Below are 16,569 nucleotides of genomic sequence, written 5' to 3' on the forward strand. Positions count from 1 at the left end.
TAACATGCGCATGACATTACGCCAATTGGCTGTTTTCGTGGCGGTCGCTCAAGAAGGAACTGTTACCAAAGCGAGCGATGCTGTCAGACTCACGCAAAGTGCGGCAAGTATGGCTTTAGCTGATTTAGAAGATGGTCTTGGAGCACCATTATTTGATCGCTTGGGTAAACGTCTACAACTCAATGATTTGGGTAGATTCTTACTTCCCCAAGCACTAGAAATTTTAGGTCGTTGTGAATCTTTTGAACAAGCGGCGAAAGGTGAATTGCAAAGTATTGATTTACGTTTAGGTGCAACCTTAACGATTAGTGACTATTTGATGCCTGATCTGATGGCTGATTTTTTACAGCTTCATCCTCAAGCTCATCTACAACTACAAGTTGGTAACACACGCCAGATGATCGAAGCCGTCAATCAATTTCAACTTGATTTAGCCTTAATTGAAGGTTCTTGTCACCTCCCGCAACTCCAATGTATCCATTGGCGCAATGATGAACTTGCAGTTTGTTGTGCGCCCGATCACCCTCTTGCACAGTTAAATCGTCCTATCACAGCAACCGATTTTCTAGATGTTGAATGGATCTTACGTGAAGAGGGTTCTGGTACCCGTGAAGTATTCGACAATGCAATTTTACAAGACCTACCTGATGCAAATATTCGCTTAACATTGGGCCACAATGAAGCAATTTTAAAAATTGTTGCAGGTGGTTTAGGTATGACCTGTGTTTCTCGATTGGCCATTGAACCTTTGCAGGAAAAAGGACAATTAGTCATTCTAGACACACCTTACTGGGCGTTAACACGTCCTCTTTACATGCTCGTGCATCGTCAAAAGTATCAGGGACCAGGTTTAAAAGCCTTTTTACAATTCTGTGAAGATCAGGTTTAAGCCTGATCTTCTTAATGGCGTGCAAATTGTCGTTCGCACGGAATTCCATCTCCATCCCCATCCATTTGGGTATTGGGACAATTTCTTAAAAAGAATACAGCCTCACCATAAGACCTCATTTGCGAGCAATGAGTTCGCCCATCACAACTAAATTGATTTTCTGAAGCAACCTGCTGTTGAATTGATACTCCGGAGTTATGAGTAGATTTTAATGCATTCTCTGTTTTTTCAGAGAGCTTTACATCAGGCAGATCTCCTATAGCTTGACGTTGAGCATCTATAATCCTTTTTTGCTCTTCAATCAATTGCCCGACCTTGAGTTGTTGAGATTGCTGATAAGCTTGATATTTTTTAAACACCAGTCCTAGTAAAATTGCGATGATAATCATCGCAACTATTGTGTAAGTCAGTCCCTTTTTACCTTTTGTTTTTGAGTTACTTTGAGCAATATTTTTTATAGACATGTCAGTTTGAATCGCTTCATGAACTGGACTAACAGCTTTCAGGTCTAGCCGCACGATATTGGTTGCTTTAAATTTACCTTTATCCTCAACAATTAAAAACTTAACTAATTCCCCAGTTTTTGGCTCACCGCCTATTTTAGGAAAATCTGTTATATGAAAAAAAATATCTGATCGATCATGTTCTACTTCGATAAAACCAAAACCACGATCTGAATTATAATTTTTAATTTTCCCCGTAAGAAACATAAAAACTTCCTTTACTCTTATTCTTTTCTACTAAGAATAAGGGTTAAGCATAGCTTACCCTTACTCTATACACCGAATTATTTAACGTCGAAAATTTGATAATAGTTCGCTTGTAATTGCTTTATTATGATTCGCTATTTTTGTTTTCTTGGTTTTTGCAGGATTTGGATCAACACGCTCAATTTGTACCGCTTTAAATTTGCCTTGGTTTTCGACCACAGCAAACTTCACTTTTTCATTTCGTTTCGGTTCACCTTCTGCTGACGGGAAATCTGAAATATGAAAAAAGACATCACCTTCAGTTGTACCAATAAAACCGAATCCTTTATCAGGATTATATTGCTTCACTTTTCCTTGATAGAAATCTTGTTTCATCACATTTACCCCTACTGTACCAAGCCATAGCCCATAGTATATAGAAAATAAAAAGAGACTTTAGACCTCTCATAAAATTTATGATGTCATCCAGTCCCTTTTTATAATAATTTTAATGCTTAATCTTTTTGGACACTACCAAAAATCTTATCGCCAGCATCTCCTAAACCTGGGACGATATAGCCTTCCTCATTCAGCCCTTGATCAATTGAAGCGGTATAAAGACGTACATCAGGATGCGCTGCTTCAACTTTAGCAATACCCTCAGGTGCTGCAACCAAAACCATCACACGAATATCTTTACAGCCACTTGCTTTCAAAACATCAATCGCAGCAATCAATGAATTTCCAGTTGCAAGCATAGGATCGATAATCATGGCCAAACGATTCGCCACATCAGGTACGAGTTTTTTATAATAGGTACGCACCTCTAGCGTTGCCTCGTCACGTTCTAAACCCAAAACACTAACTTTAGCACTTGGAATCAGATTCAAAACACCTTCAAGCATACCAATGCCTGCACGCAAAATTGGAACAATGGTAATTTTCTTTCCAGCAATGCGCTGTGTAGCAACTTTCCCTGCCCACCCATCAATTTCATGATCAACAACGGGTAAATCCTTTGTCGCCTCATAGGTCAATAACATTGTGACCTCTTGTGCCAATTCACGAAAGTTCTTGGTACTGATGTCGGAACGACGTAATAAACCAAGTTTATGGCGAATAAGCGGATGACGAATTTCTTGGATCGACACGAGTAAGTACCTAGCTAATATAAATCTTCGGCTATTATAAAGTGTTTTTTTACTATTCAATAAAAAAGCCCCCAATTTTGGAGGCTTTTTTGTACAAATCAGACCATTAGTGTTGTTGTGACATCATAAAATGCAATGGAGACAGAATTTCTGCTTTCAATGCTAAGTTAATCATCGGATCTGGGTACACACCCAAGAACAAGACTAATAATGCAGCACCAAGTACCATGATACCACCGACTTTAGTTCCCCAATGTGCATCAGCATCAATACGAGGTACATCTGGTGGTGTCATATACATGACAACCATCACACGAAGGTAATAATATAAACCGATACCACTACCTACAACGATCATCGCTGCAAGGAACCAATGTTGAGTTGTAACTGCTGCCAACACCACCAAGAACTTACCGATAAAGCCAGCAGTTAATGGAATACCAGCAAGAGACAACATCATTACGGTTAATGTTGCAGTCAAAATTGGACGACGCCAGAACAAACCACGATAGTCGGCAAGACTTTGTGCTTCATCCACATTGTTATAAGGACTCGACATCAATGCAACTGCACCAAATGCACCGATTGTTGTCAATACATACGTAATCACATATACCGTTACGCTGCCTAAACTTGCATAAGTCATGCTAATTAAAGCAATCAACAAATAACCAAAGTGTGCAATGGATGAATAACCCAAGATACGCTTCAAGTTCACTTGACGTACAGCGAGTAAGTTACCTACCACAATCGACAATACTGCAAGAATCGTCAAAATCGTAACCAGTGATTGCTCTAAAATTGCGCCTGAAGTCAACAAGTAACGAACAAATAAACCAACCGTTGCCACCTTGGCAGCCGTTGCCAAGAAAGTTGCCATTGGTGCTGGCGCACCTGCATACACATCTGGCGTCCATTTATGGAAAGGTGCAAGAGAGAGTTTAAATGCCACAGCAAAGATAATTAACGCTAGACCCAATAACACCATTGGTTGATCAATCACAGCAAATAAATTCTGTACTGAATCATAGAATGATAAGGAGCCAGTATAAGCATAGATATATGCCATGCCCATCAACAACATTGCCGATGCTGTTGCTGAAAGCACAAGATATTTAATCCCTGCTTCCAACGAATGGCTACGTTGATAAGTATATGCCAACATGCCATAAATCGGAATTGACATGAGTTCAAGGCTGATAAAGAACGCTGCATAATGAGAGCTTGCAACCAACAACATTGCACCTGCTACGGAACACAGTAACAAGATATAAAGCTCTTCACGATTGTCTTTATAAGTCTCGATATAAGCATGAGACAACGTGCAACACGCTAAAGCAGCAATCAAAATCAAGAATTGATAGAGCATGGTAAATGGATCAACCATAAACATGCCCATCACGTTTACTGGAGCAACACTTCCAGTAAACATGGTATATGCAATTAAAATTGCAGCAAGGTTTAAACCGACAACCGAAGTTGTCGCAATTAAATTGTGGTTACGCTTGATCGCAATCAACAACATCACAACGATTGCAGTCAACGCTACAATCATTACGGGTGCCAGTGGCATAAGCTCAGAAAAAGAAAGTGTGAAGTTCATGATTTATTGCATCTCCACATGTTCAAGTTGAGTTGCTGTCTGTTGAACGACTTCAACAACTTCTTGTACTGGCATATAACTATTTACAATCCACTGCATACTTGATTGTGAAACATCCAAGAATGTTTGTGGGTAAATACCTAACCAAACCAAACCAACTGCACATAGCATTAAAATACTAACTTCACGAGCAGATAGATCTTTGAGAGGGCTGGTATAGTGCTGCTGCTGTTCAGGATTCGGTACACCAAACAGTGCTTTATGAATCAGAATCAATCCGTATAGACCAGCAAATACCAAACTCACAGCGGCAATGATAGTGAAAGTCGGATAAGTATTGAAAGAACCCATAAGAATCAGGAATTCACCAATAAAGTTACCTAGACCCGGTACACCAACAAGGGCCGCAACAAAGAACATTAAGAAAAATGGTAAGTATTGCAGTTGACCACGTAGGCCACCCATCAAACGTAAATCACGGGTATGTAAACGCTCATAAACCTGACCAGACATAATGAACAATGCAGCAGATGATAAACCATGCGCTAACATCATGATCATGAGGCCTTGGAAAGTCAGAATATTACCTGCATAAATTGCAAGTAAAATGAAACCCATGTGCGAAATAGAGGTATACGCAAGTAGACGTTTCATGTCAGTTTGCTGGTATGCGAGGAATGCCCCGTAGAAAATACCAATCAAACCGAGAATGATCGCAATATCTGCAAATTGTGCTGATGCTGCTGGAAAGAATGGAATGACAAAACGAAGCAAACCATAAGCCGCGGTTTTAATCAAAATACCCGCTAAATCCACAGAACCCGCAGTTGGTGCTTGCGCATGCGCATCAGGTAACCAACCGTGTAATGGGAATACTGGTAATTTCACAGCAAAACCAATGAAGAAACACAACATGAAGGCATATGCAACTTCAGGCGGTAAACGATGTGCTACAGCCATAAGATAGTTGTAATCAAAACCAATCATGCCTGTCATCATGTATCCATAAACCACAAGGCCTAGGATACCGATCAACATAATCAAACCAGCAATTTGGGTATATAAGAAGAACTTGGTTGCAGCATAAACACGTGAACGACCATTCGAACCTTTATGACCCCATAACGCAATCAAGAAATAGATTGGTACGAGCATCATCTCCCAGAAGAAGAAGAACAAGAATAAGTCAATCGCTAAGAATACACCGATCACCCCACCTAAACTCCAAAGGAGATTTAAGTGGAAGAAACCAACATTCTTTTGAATCTCGCCCCAAGAACAACCCACAGCAAGCACACCAAGTAATGCTGTTAATAACACCATCAGTAGTGATAAACCATCTACTGCAAGGTGAATGCTAATACCTAAGGTTTGAATCCAAGGAAGATAAAACTCTGCAGCCCATGATGGCGTTTGACCACCCATACTGTAGCTGAAAGTACCATTTTGCCAGAGAGCTATACCCAAACCAAAGGTGATGAGCATACCAATTAAGGCAATCCAACGCGGTAATTGTTGGTCGAATTTATCAACCAACCAACAAATGAAACCAGCAATGAAAGGAACTAAAATCAGTGCGGGTAAAATTAAATTGTTTTCCATTTTATTTCCCCACAACCTGAATCACGATCAAGATCATCAACAACACCACGATACCGAGTGACATGCTTGATGCGTATTCACGCAATGAACCTGTTTGACGTGCGCTTGTAAAGCTATTACCACCCTTCACAATCGCAGGCAATACCAGCCATAAACCATCAACAGGATCACGACCTAAGATTTTTGCAATAAACAAATATGGTTTTACAAACACGATGTCATACAAAGCATCAAAACCGAATGCTGTACGGCAAATATGCGCTAAGCCTGCACCCAAAGAACTTTGAGCAAACGACTTGACAGCACCATAAGCAAAAGCAAACAGGAAAATACCAACGGCCAAGCCAGCCAATGCAATACCAACTGCTTTTAATTCAACACCATGTTGTAAATGTGCTAAAGCATCAGTCATAACAAACGCAGGAATACCAGCTTGATTTAAAATACCGATAACTGGCGCTTGTAATAACGCACCCACACCTGTTGAAAGTACAGCAAGAATCGCAAGTGGAGCCCAATAAGTTGCACCTTTGATTGGATGGTATGCCGTCTTTTCTTCACCAAAGAATACGATCCAAATTAAACGGAAAGTATAGATAGATGTTAAGAAAGCACCAGCAACACCAACCCAGAACAACGTACCGAAGGTTTCAATACCTGTAGTATGACCATGCGCCCAAACTTGCCACAAGATCGCATCTTTCGAGAAGAAGCCAACGGTCAAGAATGGAATCGCAGCTAAGGCACCGCCACCAATCGCGAAGCAAGCAAATAAGAATTTGTTATGCTTGAACAGGCCACCCATCTTGAAAATGTTTTGTTCATGATGGTACGCCAAAATGACAGCACCTGAAGACAAGAACAATAACGCTTTGAAGAATGCGTGAGTCAACATATGGAACAAACCAGCTTGGTACGCTTCAGCACCCACTGCCATAAACATATAACCGAGCTGACTCATGGTTGAGTAAGCCAAGATACGTTTGATATCGGTTTGAACTAATGCAGCAAAACCAGCCACTAATAATGTCACAGCACCTGTAATTGAAATGAATTGCATTACTTCTGGTGCCATCTCCATTACAGAGAACATACGGCAACATAAGTACACACCCGCTGTAACCATCGTTGCAGCGTGGATCAATGCCGATACTGGTGTCGGACCAGCCATCGCATCTGCTAACCAAGTTTGTAATGGAATTTGTGCTGATTTACCTGCCGCGCCCAAGAACAACATCAATGCTGTCCAGATCGACAATGATGAGCTTTGTGTCATTACAGTTGCTGCATTTTCAACAATGTACTGAGTATTCAAAGTACCAAATTGTTGATAGAGCAAGAACAATGCGATGAGTAAAAATACATCACCTACACGTGTTACTGTAAATGCCTTGATTGCTGCCCAACCATTTGCAGGATTTGAGTAGTAGAAACCAATCAGTAAGTAAGAGCACAGACCTACGCCTTCCCAACCCAAGAACAATAACGCCAAGTTATCGCCCAATACCAACAACAACATGCTGGCAACAAATAGGTTAAAGTATGAGAAGAAACGTGCGTAATCTTCTTCACCACGCATATACCAAGATGCGAAGATATGAATCAGAAAGCCTACCCCAGTCACCATTCCCATCATAATGAGAGAAAGACCATCTAGCTGTAAGCTAATACCCGGTGCGAAACCACCGACATTAAACCATGTCCATAAATGCTGAACGAAAACGGTATCACCGCTATTGGTAAATGCCAATCCTGCAATTAAAGCAAATACAGCAGATAAACCAACTGAACCAACACCAATAATTGCTGCAACATTTTCAGAAAGTTTGTTACGACCCGCTGCTAAAAGGATAAAACCAATGAGCGGAAATAAAATGGTTAAATATAAAGTACTCATCCGCGCATCTCACTAGCAGCATCTACATCCAAATGATGGAAGCGATGATAGAACTGAAGGACGATCGCTAGACCGATACATGCCTCTGCCGCAGCGAGAGTCAAAATCAAGATAAACATGACTTGACCATCTGGTTGCGCCCAGACACTACCTGCCAAAACAAATGCTAACGCAGCAGCATTCATCATGACTTCAAGACTCATTAACATAAATAATAGGTTGCGTCGCACCATTACACCGTAAAAACCCAGTGCAAAAAGAATGGTTGCGACAATCAAACCATGTTCTAAAGGGATGTGTCCCATTATTCTTTTTCCTCTTCTGCACTTGGTTCACGTTTACCCAAATGGAATGCTGCAACCAATGCTGCAAGCAATAACATCGCGGCAATTTCAACCAGTAATAGATAATGCGTAAATAATGCCTGACCTACAGCTTTTGGACCCACAACTTCACGCCCCATCACTGCACCTGAAGTGGTGTAATCACTGCCAAGCATCCAGACGAGAATCAAGCCCATAAGAAAGCTCATGAGTGCTGGGAATGCCCATGCATCAGATGTCAGCCATTTACTTTCTTGCTCAACAGTATCCTGTCCGAGATTCAACATCATGACCACGAATACGAACAACACCATGATCGCACCGGCATAAACGATGATCTCTAGTGCGCCAGCAAATGGCGCACCTACGATCATGAAAATACCCGCCACAGCAAGTAAGGATACGATTAAGCTCAACAGTGCATGCACAGGATTTGTATTCGTCACAACACGAATGGTTGAAACAATGGCCACTAGAGCCATCAAATAAAATGGCCACATCATGGTAGTAAGCTCCGTACATCAACTGGCGCACTTTCTTTTTGCGCTTGACCTTTGTCTTTACCTGTCACAGCCATACCAGTCACACGGTAAAAGTTATAGTCTGGATATTTACCAGTACCAGAAATGAGCAAGTTTTCTTTCTCATACACCAAGTCCTGACGTACATATTCTGCAAGTTCAAAATCAGGTGTCATCTGGATCGCAGTCGTTGGACATGCTTCTTCGCACATACCGCAGAAAATGCAACGTGAGAAGTTAATACGGAAAAACTCTGGATACCAACGTCCATCTTCTTTTTCCGCTTTTTGTAATGAAATACAGCCAACTGGACATGCAACCGCACATAGGTTACACGCCACACAACGCTCTTCACCATCTGGATCACGCGTTAAGATGATACGACCACGAAAGCGTGGAGGCACAATTTGTTCAGCTGGTACTTCTGGATATAAAATCGTGTCACGTTTACGTGTGACATGGCTAAACACCATCCACAACGAACGTACAATCGATCCAAATCCAGCTAGAATTTTATACATTTTGTACTCCCTGCTGTCCTAGGCCTGATTCATCAGAATCACAGCACCAGTCACTAACAAGTTGACCAACGCCAATGGCAAACAAACTTTCCAACCAAAATTCATCACTTGGTCATAACGTGGACGCATTAATGAACCACGTGCCAAGACAAACATCATTACAAAGAATGCTGTTTTAATTACGAACCAAAAAACTGGTGGAACAAATGGAATTTCTAAGTTAAATGGTGCAAGCCATCCGCCGAAGAATAAAGTCACGATTAATGCTGAGATCAATACCACGTTGACATATTCTGCAACGAAGAACATCCCCCACTTCATACCACCATATTCAACATGGTAACCTTCTGCCAACTCTTGCTCAGCTTCAGGTTGGTCAAATGGATGACGGTGCGTTACCGCAACACCAGCAACCACAAAGATCAAGAAACCTAAGAATTGTGGGATGATGAACCACATATCACGTTGTGCTTCAACAATCTCACGTAGGTTGAATGAACCTGCAATCGCCACCACACCCATCAACGAAATACCCAAGAACACTTCGTAAGAAATGGTTTGTGCCGCTGAACGAAGACCACCAAGCAATGAGTATTTGTTATTCGATGCCCAACCACCAAATAGCACTGCGTAGACTGCAATACCCGCCATTGCCATAAAGAACAATAGACCGATACTCATATCTGCAACACCCAACATTGGGCTCACAGGAATGACCATAAAGGAAAGTACCGCAGTTGCCATCGCAACTGCTGGTGCTAAACGGAAAGTCAACTTATCAGCAAACTTTGGTGTCCAGTCCTCTTTGAACATGATCTTGAGCATGTCGGCAACAATCTGGAACATACCCCCAGGACCAACACGGTTTGGACCATAACGGTCTTGCCATAATGCCAACAGACGACGCTCAATAAACGACATCAACGCAGCAACCAATACCACCACAAGCAAGATCACAATGGCTTGAATCACTGAGTAGGCAATCGGCCAGTTCTCAGCCCAAAGTGGCGTTTGACGTATAATTTCTTGATTCATGAATTACACTCCTACCGCCACAGAAACAGGCTCTGCCAATGAAACTGTTGGTGCTAAGCCAATTGGATAACCAATATAACCTGTTGGTAAATATTCAATCACTTGTACAGGTAAGCTAATGCTGGTTTCGCCTGCTTTTACCGTAATACGTTGACCATCTTGAACATTTAAACGTGTCGCATCTTGCTCACCGACTGCAAACATTGCTTCAGGAATACGAGATTCCATTGCAGGTGTTTTAATGGTGAATTCACCAGAACCAAAGATATGGTGCATAGGTACAAGACGGAAGCTTTCAGGGTTCACCACAACAGCAGTTGGTGCAACATAGCTACGTGCAGGACGTTTTGCTAAACGATCAAAAAGACGAACACCAGAATCACCACCTTTTAAGTGACCACCCACTTCATCTTGGTATTTGTTCCAAGCTTGAGGTGAGTTCCAACCTGCTGACCATGCAAATGGTACCAGTGAAGATGCTGTTTGATTACCCACATAACCTTCCATCGAGAAAGTTAATGCTGAGTCAGGATCAGTTGGCTGTTTAGGCTCATGAACAGATAATGGCGCACGCATTGCGGTACGACCAGAATAACGTCGTGGTTCACGCGCAATTTTTAAACCATGAATACGATAGCCAGCATCTGGTGCAACATCTTGAATCGCTTCAAGCACAGGAACATTTTTCACGATGTCATCAATCACATCATCAAGAAGTGTCCAATCTACAGCTTTACCTTTGAGACCTGTCTCAACGGCATGTAACCAACGCCAAGATTCTTTGATTGCATATTCAGGCTTGTAGTAGCTTGGGTCATACACTTGATAGAAGCGTTGTGCACGCCCTTCTTGACTGACTACAGTTCCGTCACCCTCTGCAAAACTTGCAGCAGAAAGAACAATATCTGCAAGTTTCAAGGTTTCAGTTTCACTGTGATCCAATACAATCACAGTTTCAGCTTTATCCAATGCAGCTTTGACTTGAGCAACGGGGATACGACGAGTTAAGTCATTTTCAACTACAACCACTGCATCATAATCTTGTGCAAACGCTTGTTCTAAGCTTAAGCCACCGAATAATGCTAAGCCCATTGAGTTCACTTCAGGAACTGTCAATGATAAGCCAGCATTTTCACCTAGATTCTGCGCAACTTGTGCAGCAGCTTCCATGATTGCTGGATCTTGTAAGCTGGTACCAGAGATAATCAATGGTTTTTTCGCAGCTTTTAAGGTATCAGCAATGGTTTGTGCAAATGCTTTTGCGTCATCGTCAAGACCAGATACTGTTTCACCATTTACAGCAGCAGCAACCGCAAAACCTAAACGTGCAATATCATTTGGAGATGCAACGACTTCACCTGTTGCCACATCCGCTAAACGCGTTTGCGTTGCAGCAAGGATATAAATCGGTGACTTCGCTTCTTGACCAATACGTTGTACAGGTTCTGCCAACCAGTCAGGTGTACGCGTTTTAGCAGCCATTTCTTTCGCTTTATTTTTCGCAGCTTGGCGAACCGACAAAGCCATACGTGGTGCTGTTTGCGTTAAGTCTTCACCCAAGATCAACACGGCATCATAGCTTTCAATTTCACGCATGTTTGGGTTATAGATACCCTGTGTTTGCATGATAGATGCAGCTAACTCAACCAAGTTCTGCTCTTTTTGAGACATACCTGTTGAATAGTTATCTTGACCAACAAGTTGGCGAAGTGCGTAGTTTGATTCCAAGCTTGCGCGAGGAGAACCAATACCTAAAACTTTCTTACCTTTAAGCTGCGCAATCACTTGATCAAGAGCTTGATCAACACTCACGGTTGCTACAGTTTCACCATTACGGAATTGAGGTTGACGTGGACGATCTTCACGATTGACATAACCCGTACCAAAACGACCTTTATCACAAAGGAAGTATTGATTGACTGAACCATTAAAACGGTTTTCAACACGACGGATTTCGCCATAACGCTCACCCGGAGAAATGTTACAGCCAGAAGAGCAACCAAAGCAGACACTTGGCGCATACTGCATGTCCCACTTACGGTTATAACGTGCTGAATGTGTCTTATCAGTAAACACACCTGTTGGACAGACTTCTGTCAAGTTACCAGAGAATTCTGATTCTAAAGTACCCGACTCTGGACGACCAAAGTAAACACGTGAAGCATTGGCATACACACCAAAGTCTGTACCGCCTGCATAGTCTTTGTAGTAACGCACACAACGATAACATGCGATACAACGGTTCATCTCATGCGCAATAAACGAACCTAACTCTTGGTTATGATGGGTACGTTTAGTAAAGCGATAGCGACGACGATCATGCTGTGTCATCACTGTCATATCTTGTAAATGACAGTGACCACCTTCTTCACAAACTGGACAGTCATGTGGGTGGTTCGTCATCAAGAATTCAACAATCGATGCACGAAACTCTGTTGCTTCTTTATCTTCAATCGAAATATAAGTATTGTCAGCGGCTGGTGTCATACAAGACATCACCAAACGCCCACGTGTGTCCTCAGGATTCGCGTATTGAGTTACCGCACATTGACGACAAGAACCAACAGAACCTAAGGATGGGTGCCAACAAAAATACGGGATATCGATGCCAAGGCTAAGACATGCTTGTAGCAAGTTTTCTGAGCCGTTGACTTCATACGATTTTCCATCGACATGAATTGTAGCCATAGTCGAATTCCTTAAACCTGTTCTACATCACGAGTTGCTGCATGGGTACTTACCTTTGCCTCAAACTCATGACGGAAATATTTTAATGCGCCCATCAGTGGCTCCATCGCACCAGGTGCGTGGGCACAGAAAGTCTTACCAATCCACAACTTTTTAGTAAGTTCAGAGAGATGTTGAATATCCTCCATCTTCCCTTCACCATTTTCGAGTGCTTTCAGTGCTTTAACAGCCCACGGTAAACCATCACGACATGGTGTGCAGAAACCACAAGACTCACGCGCAAAGAATTCTTCTAGATTACGGGTCGCTGAAACCATACATTGCGTTTCATCTACCACCATCAACAAACATGTTCCTAAACGAGAACCTGCCTTCATGATGCTTTCAGCATCCATTGGCAAGTCAATATGTTCAGCAGCCAAGAAATCTGTTGATGCGCCGCCCGGTAACCATGCTTTCAGTGTTAAACCATCACGCATACCACCCGCATGATCTTCAATTACTTCACGCGCTGTTGTACCAAATGGCAATTCCCAAAGCCCAGGGAACTTCACCTTACCTGATGCACCGTAAATTTTAGTTCCAGGATCTTTAGACTTGTGTGCAGACAAGTTGATGTACCATTCAGGTCCACGCAACATAATCGCAGGCAAGTTATTGTAGGTTTCAACGTTGTTGACAATCGTCGGACGACCCCATGCACCCGCAACTTGTGGGAATGGTGGTTTAGTACGTGGATTGGCACGGCGACCTTCAAGTGAATTAATCAATGCGGTTTCTTCACCACAGATATAACGACCTGCGCCTGTGTGAACATGCATTTCAAAGTTCCAGCCGGTACCGAGGATATTTTCACCTAAGTAACCTTTGGCACGGATTTGCTCTAATGCTTCATTTAAGTATTGAGCAGCTTCGATATATTCACCACGAATGAAGATATAACCATGCGTTGCTTCTAAGGTATAACCTGCAATCAACATCCCTTCGATCAATTGATGAGGAAGTTTTTCCATCAACAAACGGTCTTTGAAGGTACCTGGCTCCATTTCGTCGGCATTACAGATCAAATAGCGAGGACCAGAATTATCATTTGGCGCCATCAATGACCATTTAATACCCGCAGGGAAACCTGCACCACCACGGCCTTTAACCGTCGCAGCTTTAATGACTTCAAGTACATCTTTTGGCGGCATGCTGAGTGCTTTTTTAAAGCCTGCATAACCTTCAAGTGCTTCGTAGTCATCAGCATTGCGTACTGCATCTTGCTTACTCAAACGCCAAGTCAGCGGATGAGTTTCTGGATTACCGTCGCCATAAATTGGTTTTGGTTCAGTATTCATACATACTTCTCCAATAACTGTTTAACTGATGATACGTCCACTAAACCGTGGGTATCTTCATCAATCATTAACGTTGGACCTTTGTCACAATTACCTAAACAGCAAATTGGGAGCAAGGTAAAACGACCATCAACTGTAGTTTGCCCATACTGGATACCCAACTCACGTTGGAACGCTTCTGCAAGCGTTTCCGCACCCATCAAGAAACAAGCAATTGAGTCACACAATAAAATTACATGACGTCCCACAGGTTGGCGGTAGATACGGTTATAGAATGTTGCTACACCTTCCAAATCTGCCACGCTCATGCTAAGCAATTGTGCAATTGCATTCATTTGTGCATCATCTACCCAACCATTACGGCGTTGTACACACTTGAGCGCATCTAGTGATGCTGCACGTGGGTACGGATAGTGATCAATGTGATGTTCAATGTCATGGATTTCTTCAGCAGTCAAAATCCCTTCAACATTCACACGAGGTTTTTTATCAGTCAAAATCATCATAATCGTTTACCCCTAGCGATCCACGTCAGCCATAACCACGTCAATGGTCGCCAAATAAATGATCAAATCAGATACCAAGCTGCCGTTAATCACGGAAGGAATTTGCTGTAAGTGCGTGAACGTTGGTGTACGAATACGGGTACGGTAACTCATCGTCGACTTATCCGAAGTGAGGTAATAGGTACTCGCACCTTTCACCACTTCAGTCATAAAGGATGCTTCACCTGCAGGCATTACAGGACCCCATGACACGCTCAAGAAGTGCGTAATCAAGGTTTCAATATCTTGTAATGTCTTATCTTTCGGTGGTGGAACAGCCAATGGATGATCCGCTTTATATGGACCAGAAGGCATGTTATCCAAGCACTGTTGAATGATTTTCAAAGACTCAGTGATTTCACGGAAATGTACCAATACACGTGCATATGCATCGCCTTCATATTCCACTGGAATATCAAAGTCGAAGTTTTCATAACCACTGTATGGACGATATTTACGAACGTCAAAATCAATACCCGTCGCACGTAAACCTGTACCTGTCACACCCCAAGCCAACGCAGATTTAGCATCATATTGCGCAACGTTACGCGTACGACCGATAAATACTGAGTTTTTAAGTGCAGCTGTGTAGTACTCGTTCAAACGTTTCGGCATCCACTCCAACAATTCCTTAACTAGCTTTTGCCAATTGTTTGGAAGGTCGTGTGCTGTACCGCCGATGCGGAACCATGCTGGGTGCATACGGTAACCCGTAATCGCCTCAACGATGTCGTAAACTTTTTGACGGTCAGCGAACATATAAAATACTGGCGTCATACCACCCGCATCCTGAATCGCTGTACCACAGTAAAGTAAGTGGTTATTGATACGGAATAATTCGTTCAACATGACACGAATGACTTGTGCGCGCTCAGGAACTTTAATCCCTGCAAGCTGCTCAACCGCCATCACATATGGCATGTTTTGCGCACAACCACCTAAGTAGTCAACACGATCCGTATAAGGGATGAATGAATGCCACGTTTGACGTTCAGCCATCTTTTCCACACCACGGTGGTGATAACCGATATCTGGCACACAGTCTTTGACTTCTTCACCGTCCAACTGTAAAACCACACGGAAAGCACCATGCGCAGATGGATGGTTAGGACCCAAGTTCAAGAACATGAAGTCTTCGTCATCATTGCCGCGTGTTAGACCCCAATCTTCTGGTACAAAACGCAAATGCTCTTGCTCGAAATCTTGCTTGGCTTGATCTTGCATATACGGCGTATATTCTGTCGCACGGGCAGAATATTCTTTACGTAATGGATGACCTTCCCAATAAGTTGGCAATAAGATACGACGAAGCATTGGATGCCCGGCGAAATCAATTCCAAACATATCGTAAGCTTCACGCTCGTACCAGTTGGCATTTGGCCAAATATTGGTTGCCGTTGGAATGCTTAAATCATTTTCATTCAACGCAACTTTGATACGAATATCACTATTACGCTCCAGCGATAATAAGTGATAGAACACAGTGAAGTCAGATGCTGGCAACCCATCACGGTGAACACGCAAACGCTCATCTACCGCAGATAAGTCAAACAACATCACATAAGGACGTTCCACTTTACGGAGGAACATAAGGACTTCTTGCACGCGTGCGCGCTCAACCCAGACTGTTGGAAACTCTTCACAAGTCGTCTGCACGTAAAAGTTCTCACCAAATTTGGTTTTGAGCTCTTCTACAATTGCAAATGCTGGGCGTGAATCGACTTGAGTCGATTCTGGCATAGCAATGTCAGTTTCAGCCATTGGC

General features: G+C 42.6%; 15 protein-coding genes. 1 reads left to right on the top strand and 14 read right to left on the bottom strand.

The window, feature by feature from the left end:
• Positions 1-4: 4 nt before the first annotated feature.
• Positions 5-889 carry a LysR family transcriptional regulator GigC gene (gene gigC, locus DS737_RS12320; protein WP_004638064.1) on the top strand — a complete coding sequence of 295 codons (885 nt, stop codon included), beginning with the start codon at positions 5-7 and terminating at the stop codon, positions 887-889.
• 11 nt (positions 890-900) lie between these two features.
• On the opposite strand, the gene DS737_RS12325 is transcribed toward gigC, so the two are convergent.
• The 14 genes from DS737_RS12325 to nuoC form a co-directional block, all read right to left on the bottom strand.
• Positions 901-1,599: a cold shock domain-containing protein gene (locus DS737_RS12325; RefSeq protein ID WP_113997657.1), complete on the bottom strand. Its 699-nt coding sequence runs from the start codon at positions 1,597-1,599 to the stop codon at positions 901-903.
• 81 nt (positions 1,600-1,680) lie between these two features.
• Positions 1,681-1,974, bottom strand: a complete 294-nt coding sequence (locus tag DS737_RS12330) for a cold shock domain-containing protein (RefSeq protein WP_004638062.1) — start codon at positions 1,972-1,974, stop codon at positions 1,681-1,683.
• Between the two features lie 119 nt (positions 1,975-2,093).
• Positions 2,094-2,729 (bottom strand): uracil phosphoribosyltransferase, encoded by a 636-nt coding sequence (gene upp, locus DS737_RS12335; protein WP_004638061.1) that lies wholly within the window; start codon positions 2,727-2,729, stop codon positions 2,094-2,096.
• 106 nt (positions 2,730-2,835) lie between these two features.
• Positions 2,836-4,332, bottom strand: a complete 1,497-nt coding sequence (nuoN, locus tag DS737_RS12340) for an NADH-quinone oxidoreductase subunit NuoN (protein ID WP_113997658.1) — start codon at positions 4,330-4,332, stop codon at positions 2,836-2,838.
• 3 nt (positions 4,333-4,335) lie between these two features.
• Positions 4,336-5,934 carry an NADH-quinone oxidoreductase subunit M gene (gene nuoM, locus DS737_RS12345; protein ID WP_004638059.1) on the bottom strand — a complete coding sequence of 533 codons (1,599 nt, stop codon included), beginning with the start codon at positions 5,932-5,934 and terminating at the stop codon, positions 4,336-4,338.
• Position 5,935: 1 nt separating this feature from the next.
• Positions 5,936-7,831, bottom strand: a complete 1,896-nt coding sequence (gene nuoL, locus DS737_RS12350) for an NADH-quinone oxidoreductase subunit L (RefSeq protein ID WP_008941871.1) — start codon at positions 7,829-7,831, stop codon at positions 5,936-5,938.
• Entirely contained in the window at positions 7,828-8,136 is a 309-nt protein-coding gene (gene nuoK / locus DS737_RS12355) for an NADH-quinone oxidoreductase subunit NuoK (RefSeq protein ID WP_004638057.1), read from the bottom strand. The genes nuoL and nuoK overlap by 4 nt, the downstream gene beginning before the upstream one ends.
• Positions 8,136-8,654, bottom strand: coding sequence for an NADH-quinone oxidoreductase subunit J (gene nuoJ / locus DS737_RS12360; RefSeq protein WP_171055772.1), 519 nt, complete (start codon positions 8,652-8,654; stop codon positions 8,136-8,138). Before nuoJ ends, nuoK begins: the two co-directional genes overlap by 1 nt.
• Positions 8,654-9,196: an NADH-quinone oxidoreductase subunit NuoI gene (gene nuoI, locus DS737_RS12365; RefSeq protein ID WP_004638055.1), complete on the bottom strand. Its 543-nt coding sequence runs from the start codon at positions 9,194-9,196 to the stop codon at positions 8,654-8,656. Before nuoI ends, nuoJ begins: the two co-directional genes overlap by 1 nt.
• Before the next feature lie 18 nt (positions 9,197-9,214).
• Positions 9,215-10,231, bottom strand: a complete 1,017-nt coding sequence (gene nuoH, locus DS737_RS12370; protein WP_004638054.1) for an NADH-quinone oxidoreductase subunit NuoH — start codon at positions 10,229-10,231, stop codon at positions 9,215-9,217.
• Between the two features lie 3 nt (positions 10,232-10,234).
• On the bottom strand, positions 10,235-12,919 hold the full coding sequence (gene nuoG / locus DS737_RS12375; RefSeq protein WP_113997659.1) for an NADH-quinone oxidoreductase subunit NuoG: 2,685 nt from the start codon (positions 12,917-12,919) through the stop codon (positions 10,235-10,237).
• An 11-nt stretch (positions 12,920-12,930) separates the two neighbouring features.
• Positions 12,931-14,259, bottom strand: coding sequence for an NADH-quinone oxidoreductase subunit NuoF (nuoF, locus tag DS737_RS12380; protein ID WP_008941874.1), 1,329 nt, complete (start codon positions 14,257-14,259; stop codon positions 12,931-12,933).
• Positions 14,256-14,765 carry an NADH-quinone oxidoreductase subunit NuoE gene (gene nuoE, locus DS737_RS12385; protein WP_113997660.1) on the bottom strand — a complete coding sequence of 170 codons (510 nt, stop codon included), beginning with the start codon at positions 14,763-14,765 and terminating at the stop codon, positions 14,256-14,258. Before nuoE ends, nuoF begins: the two co-directional genes overlap by 4 nt.
• Before the next feature lie 12 nt (positions 14,766-14,777).
• Positions 14,778-16,565 carry an NADH-quinone oxidoreductase subunit C/D gene (nuoC, locus tag DS737_RS12390; protein ID WP_113997661.1) on the bottom strand — a complete coding sequence of 596 codons (1,788 nt, stop codon included), beginning with the start codon at positions 16,563-16,565 and terminating at the stop codon, positions 14,778-14,780.
• Positions 16,566-16,569 lie beyond the last annotated feature (4 nt).

The organism is Acinetobacter haemolyticus, assembly GCF_003323815.1.
Lineage (GTDB): Bacteria > Pseudomonadota > Gammaproteobacteria > Pseudomonadales > Moraxellaceae > Acinetobacter > Acinetobacter haemolyticus.

What these genes read in the sequence shown, in the direction of transcription:
- nuoJ (WP_171055772.1), bottom strand. Translation starts at nt 8,654, where the DNA reads ATGTGGCCATTTTATTTGATGGCTCTAGTGGCCATTGTTTCAACCATT.
- nuoF (WP_008941874.1), bottom strand. Translation starts at nt 14,259, where the DNA reads ATGAATACTGAACCAAAACCAATTTATGGCGACGGTAATCCAGAAACT.
- nuoH (WP_004638054.1), bottom strand. Translation starts at nt 10,231, where the DNA reads ATGAATCAAGAAATTATACGTCAAACGCCACTTTGGGCTGAGAACTGG.
- gigC (WP_004638064.1), top strand. Translation starts at nt 5, where the DNA reads ATGCGCATGACATTACGCCAATTGGCTGTTTTCGTGGCGGTCGCTCAA.
- nuoG (WP_113997659.1), bottom strand. Translation starts at nt 12,919, where the DNA reads ATGGCTACAATTCATGTCGATGGAAAATCGTATGAAGTCAACGGCTCA.
- nuoM (WP_004638059.1), bottom strand. Translation starts at nt 5,934, where the DNA reads ATGGAAAACAATTTAATTTTACCCGCACTGATTTTAGTTCCTTTCATT.
- nuoE (WP_113997660.1), bottom strand. Translation starts at nt 14,765, where the DNA reads ATGATGATTTTGACTGATAAAAAACCTCGTGTGAATGTTGAAGGGATT.
- nuoK (WP_004638057.1), bottom strand. Translation starts at nt 8,136, where the DNA reads ATGGGACACATCCCTTTAGAACATGGTTTGATTGTCGCAACCATTCTT.
- nuoI (WP_004638055.1), bottom strand. Translation starts at nt 9,196, where the DNA reads ATGTATAAAATTCTAGCTGGATTTGGATCGATTGTACGTTCGTTGTGG.
- DS737_RS12325 (WP_113997657.1), bottom strand. Translation starts at nt 1,599, where the DNA reads ATGTTTCTTACGGGGAAAATTAAAAATTATAATTCAGATCGTGGTTTT.
- DS737_RS12330 (WP_004638062.1), bottom strand. Translation starts at nt 1,974, where the DNA reads ATGAAACAAGATTTCTATCAAGGAAAAGTGAAGCAATATAATCCTGAT.
- nuoL (WP_008941871.1), bottom strand. Translation starts at nt 7,831, where the DNA reads ATGAGTACTTTATATTTAACCATTTTATTTCCGCTCATTGGTTTTATC.
- nuoC (WP_113997661.1), bottom strand. Translation starts at nt 16,565, where the DNA reads ATGGCTGAAACTGACATTGCTATGCCAGAATCGACTCAAGTCGATTCA.
- nuoN (WP_113997658.1), bottom strand. Translation starts at nt 4,332, where the DNA reads ATGAACTTCACACTTTCTTTTTCTGAGCTTATGCCACTGGCACCCGTA.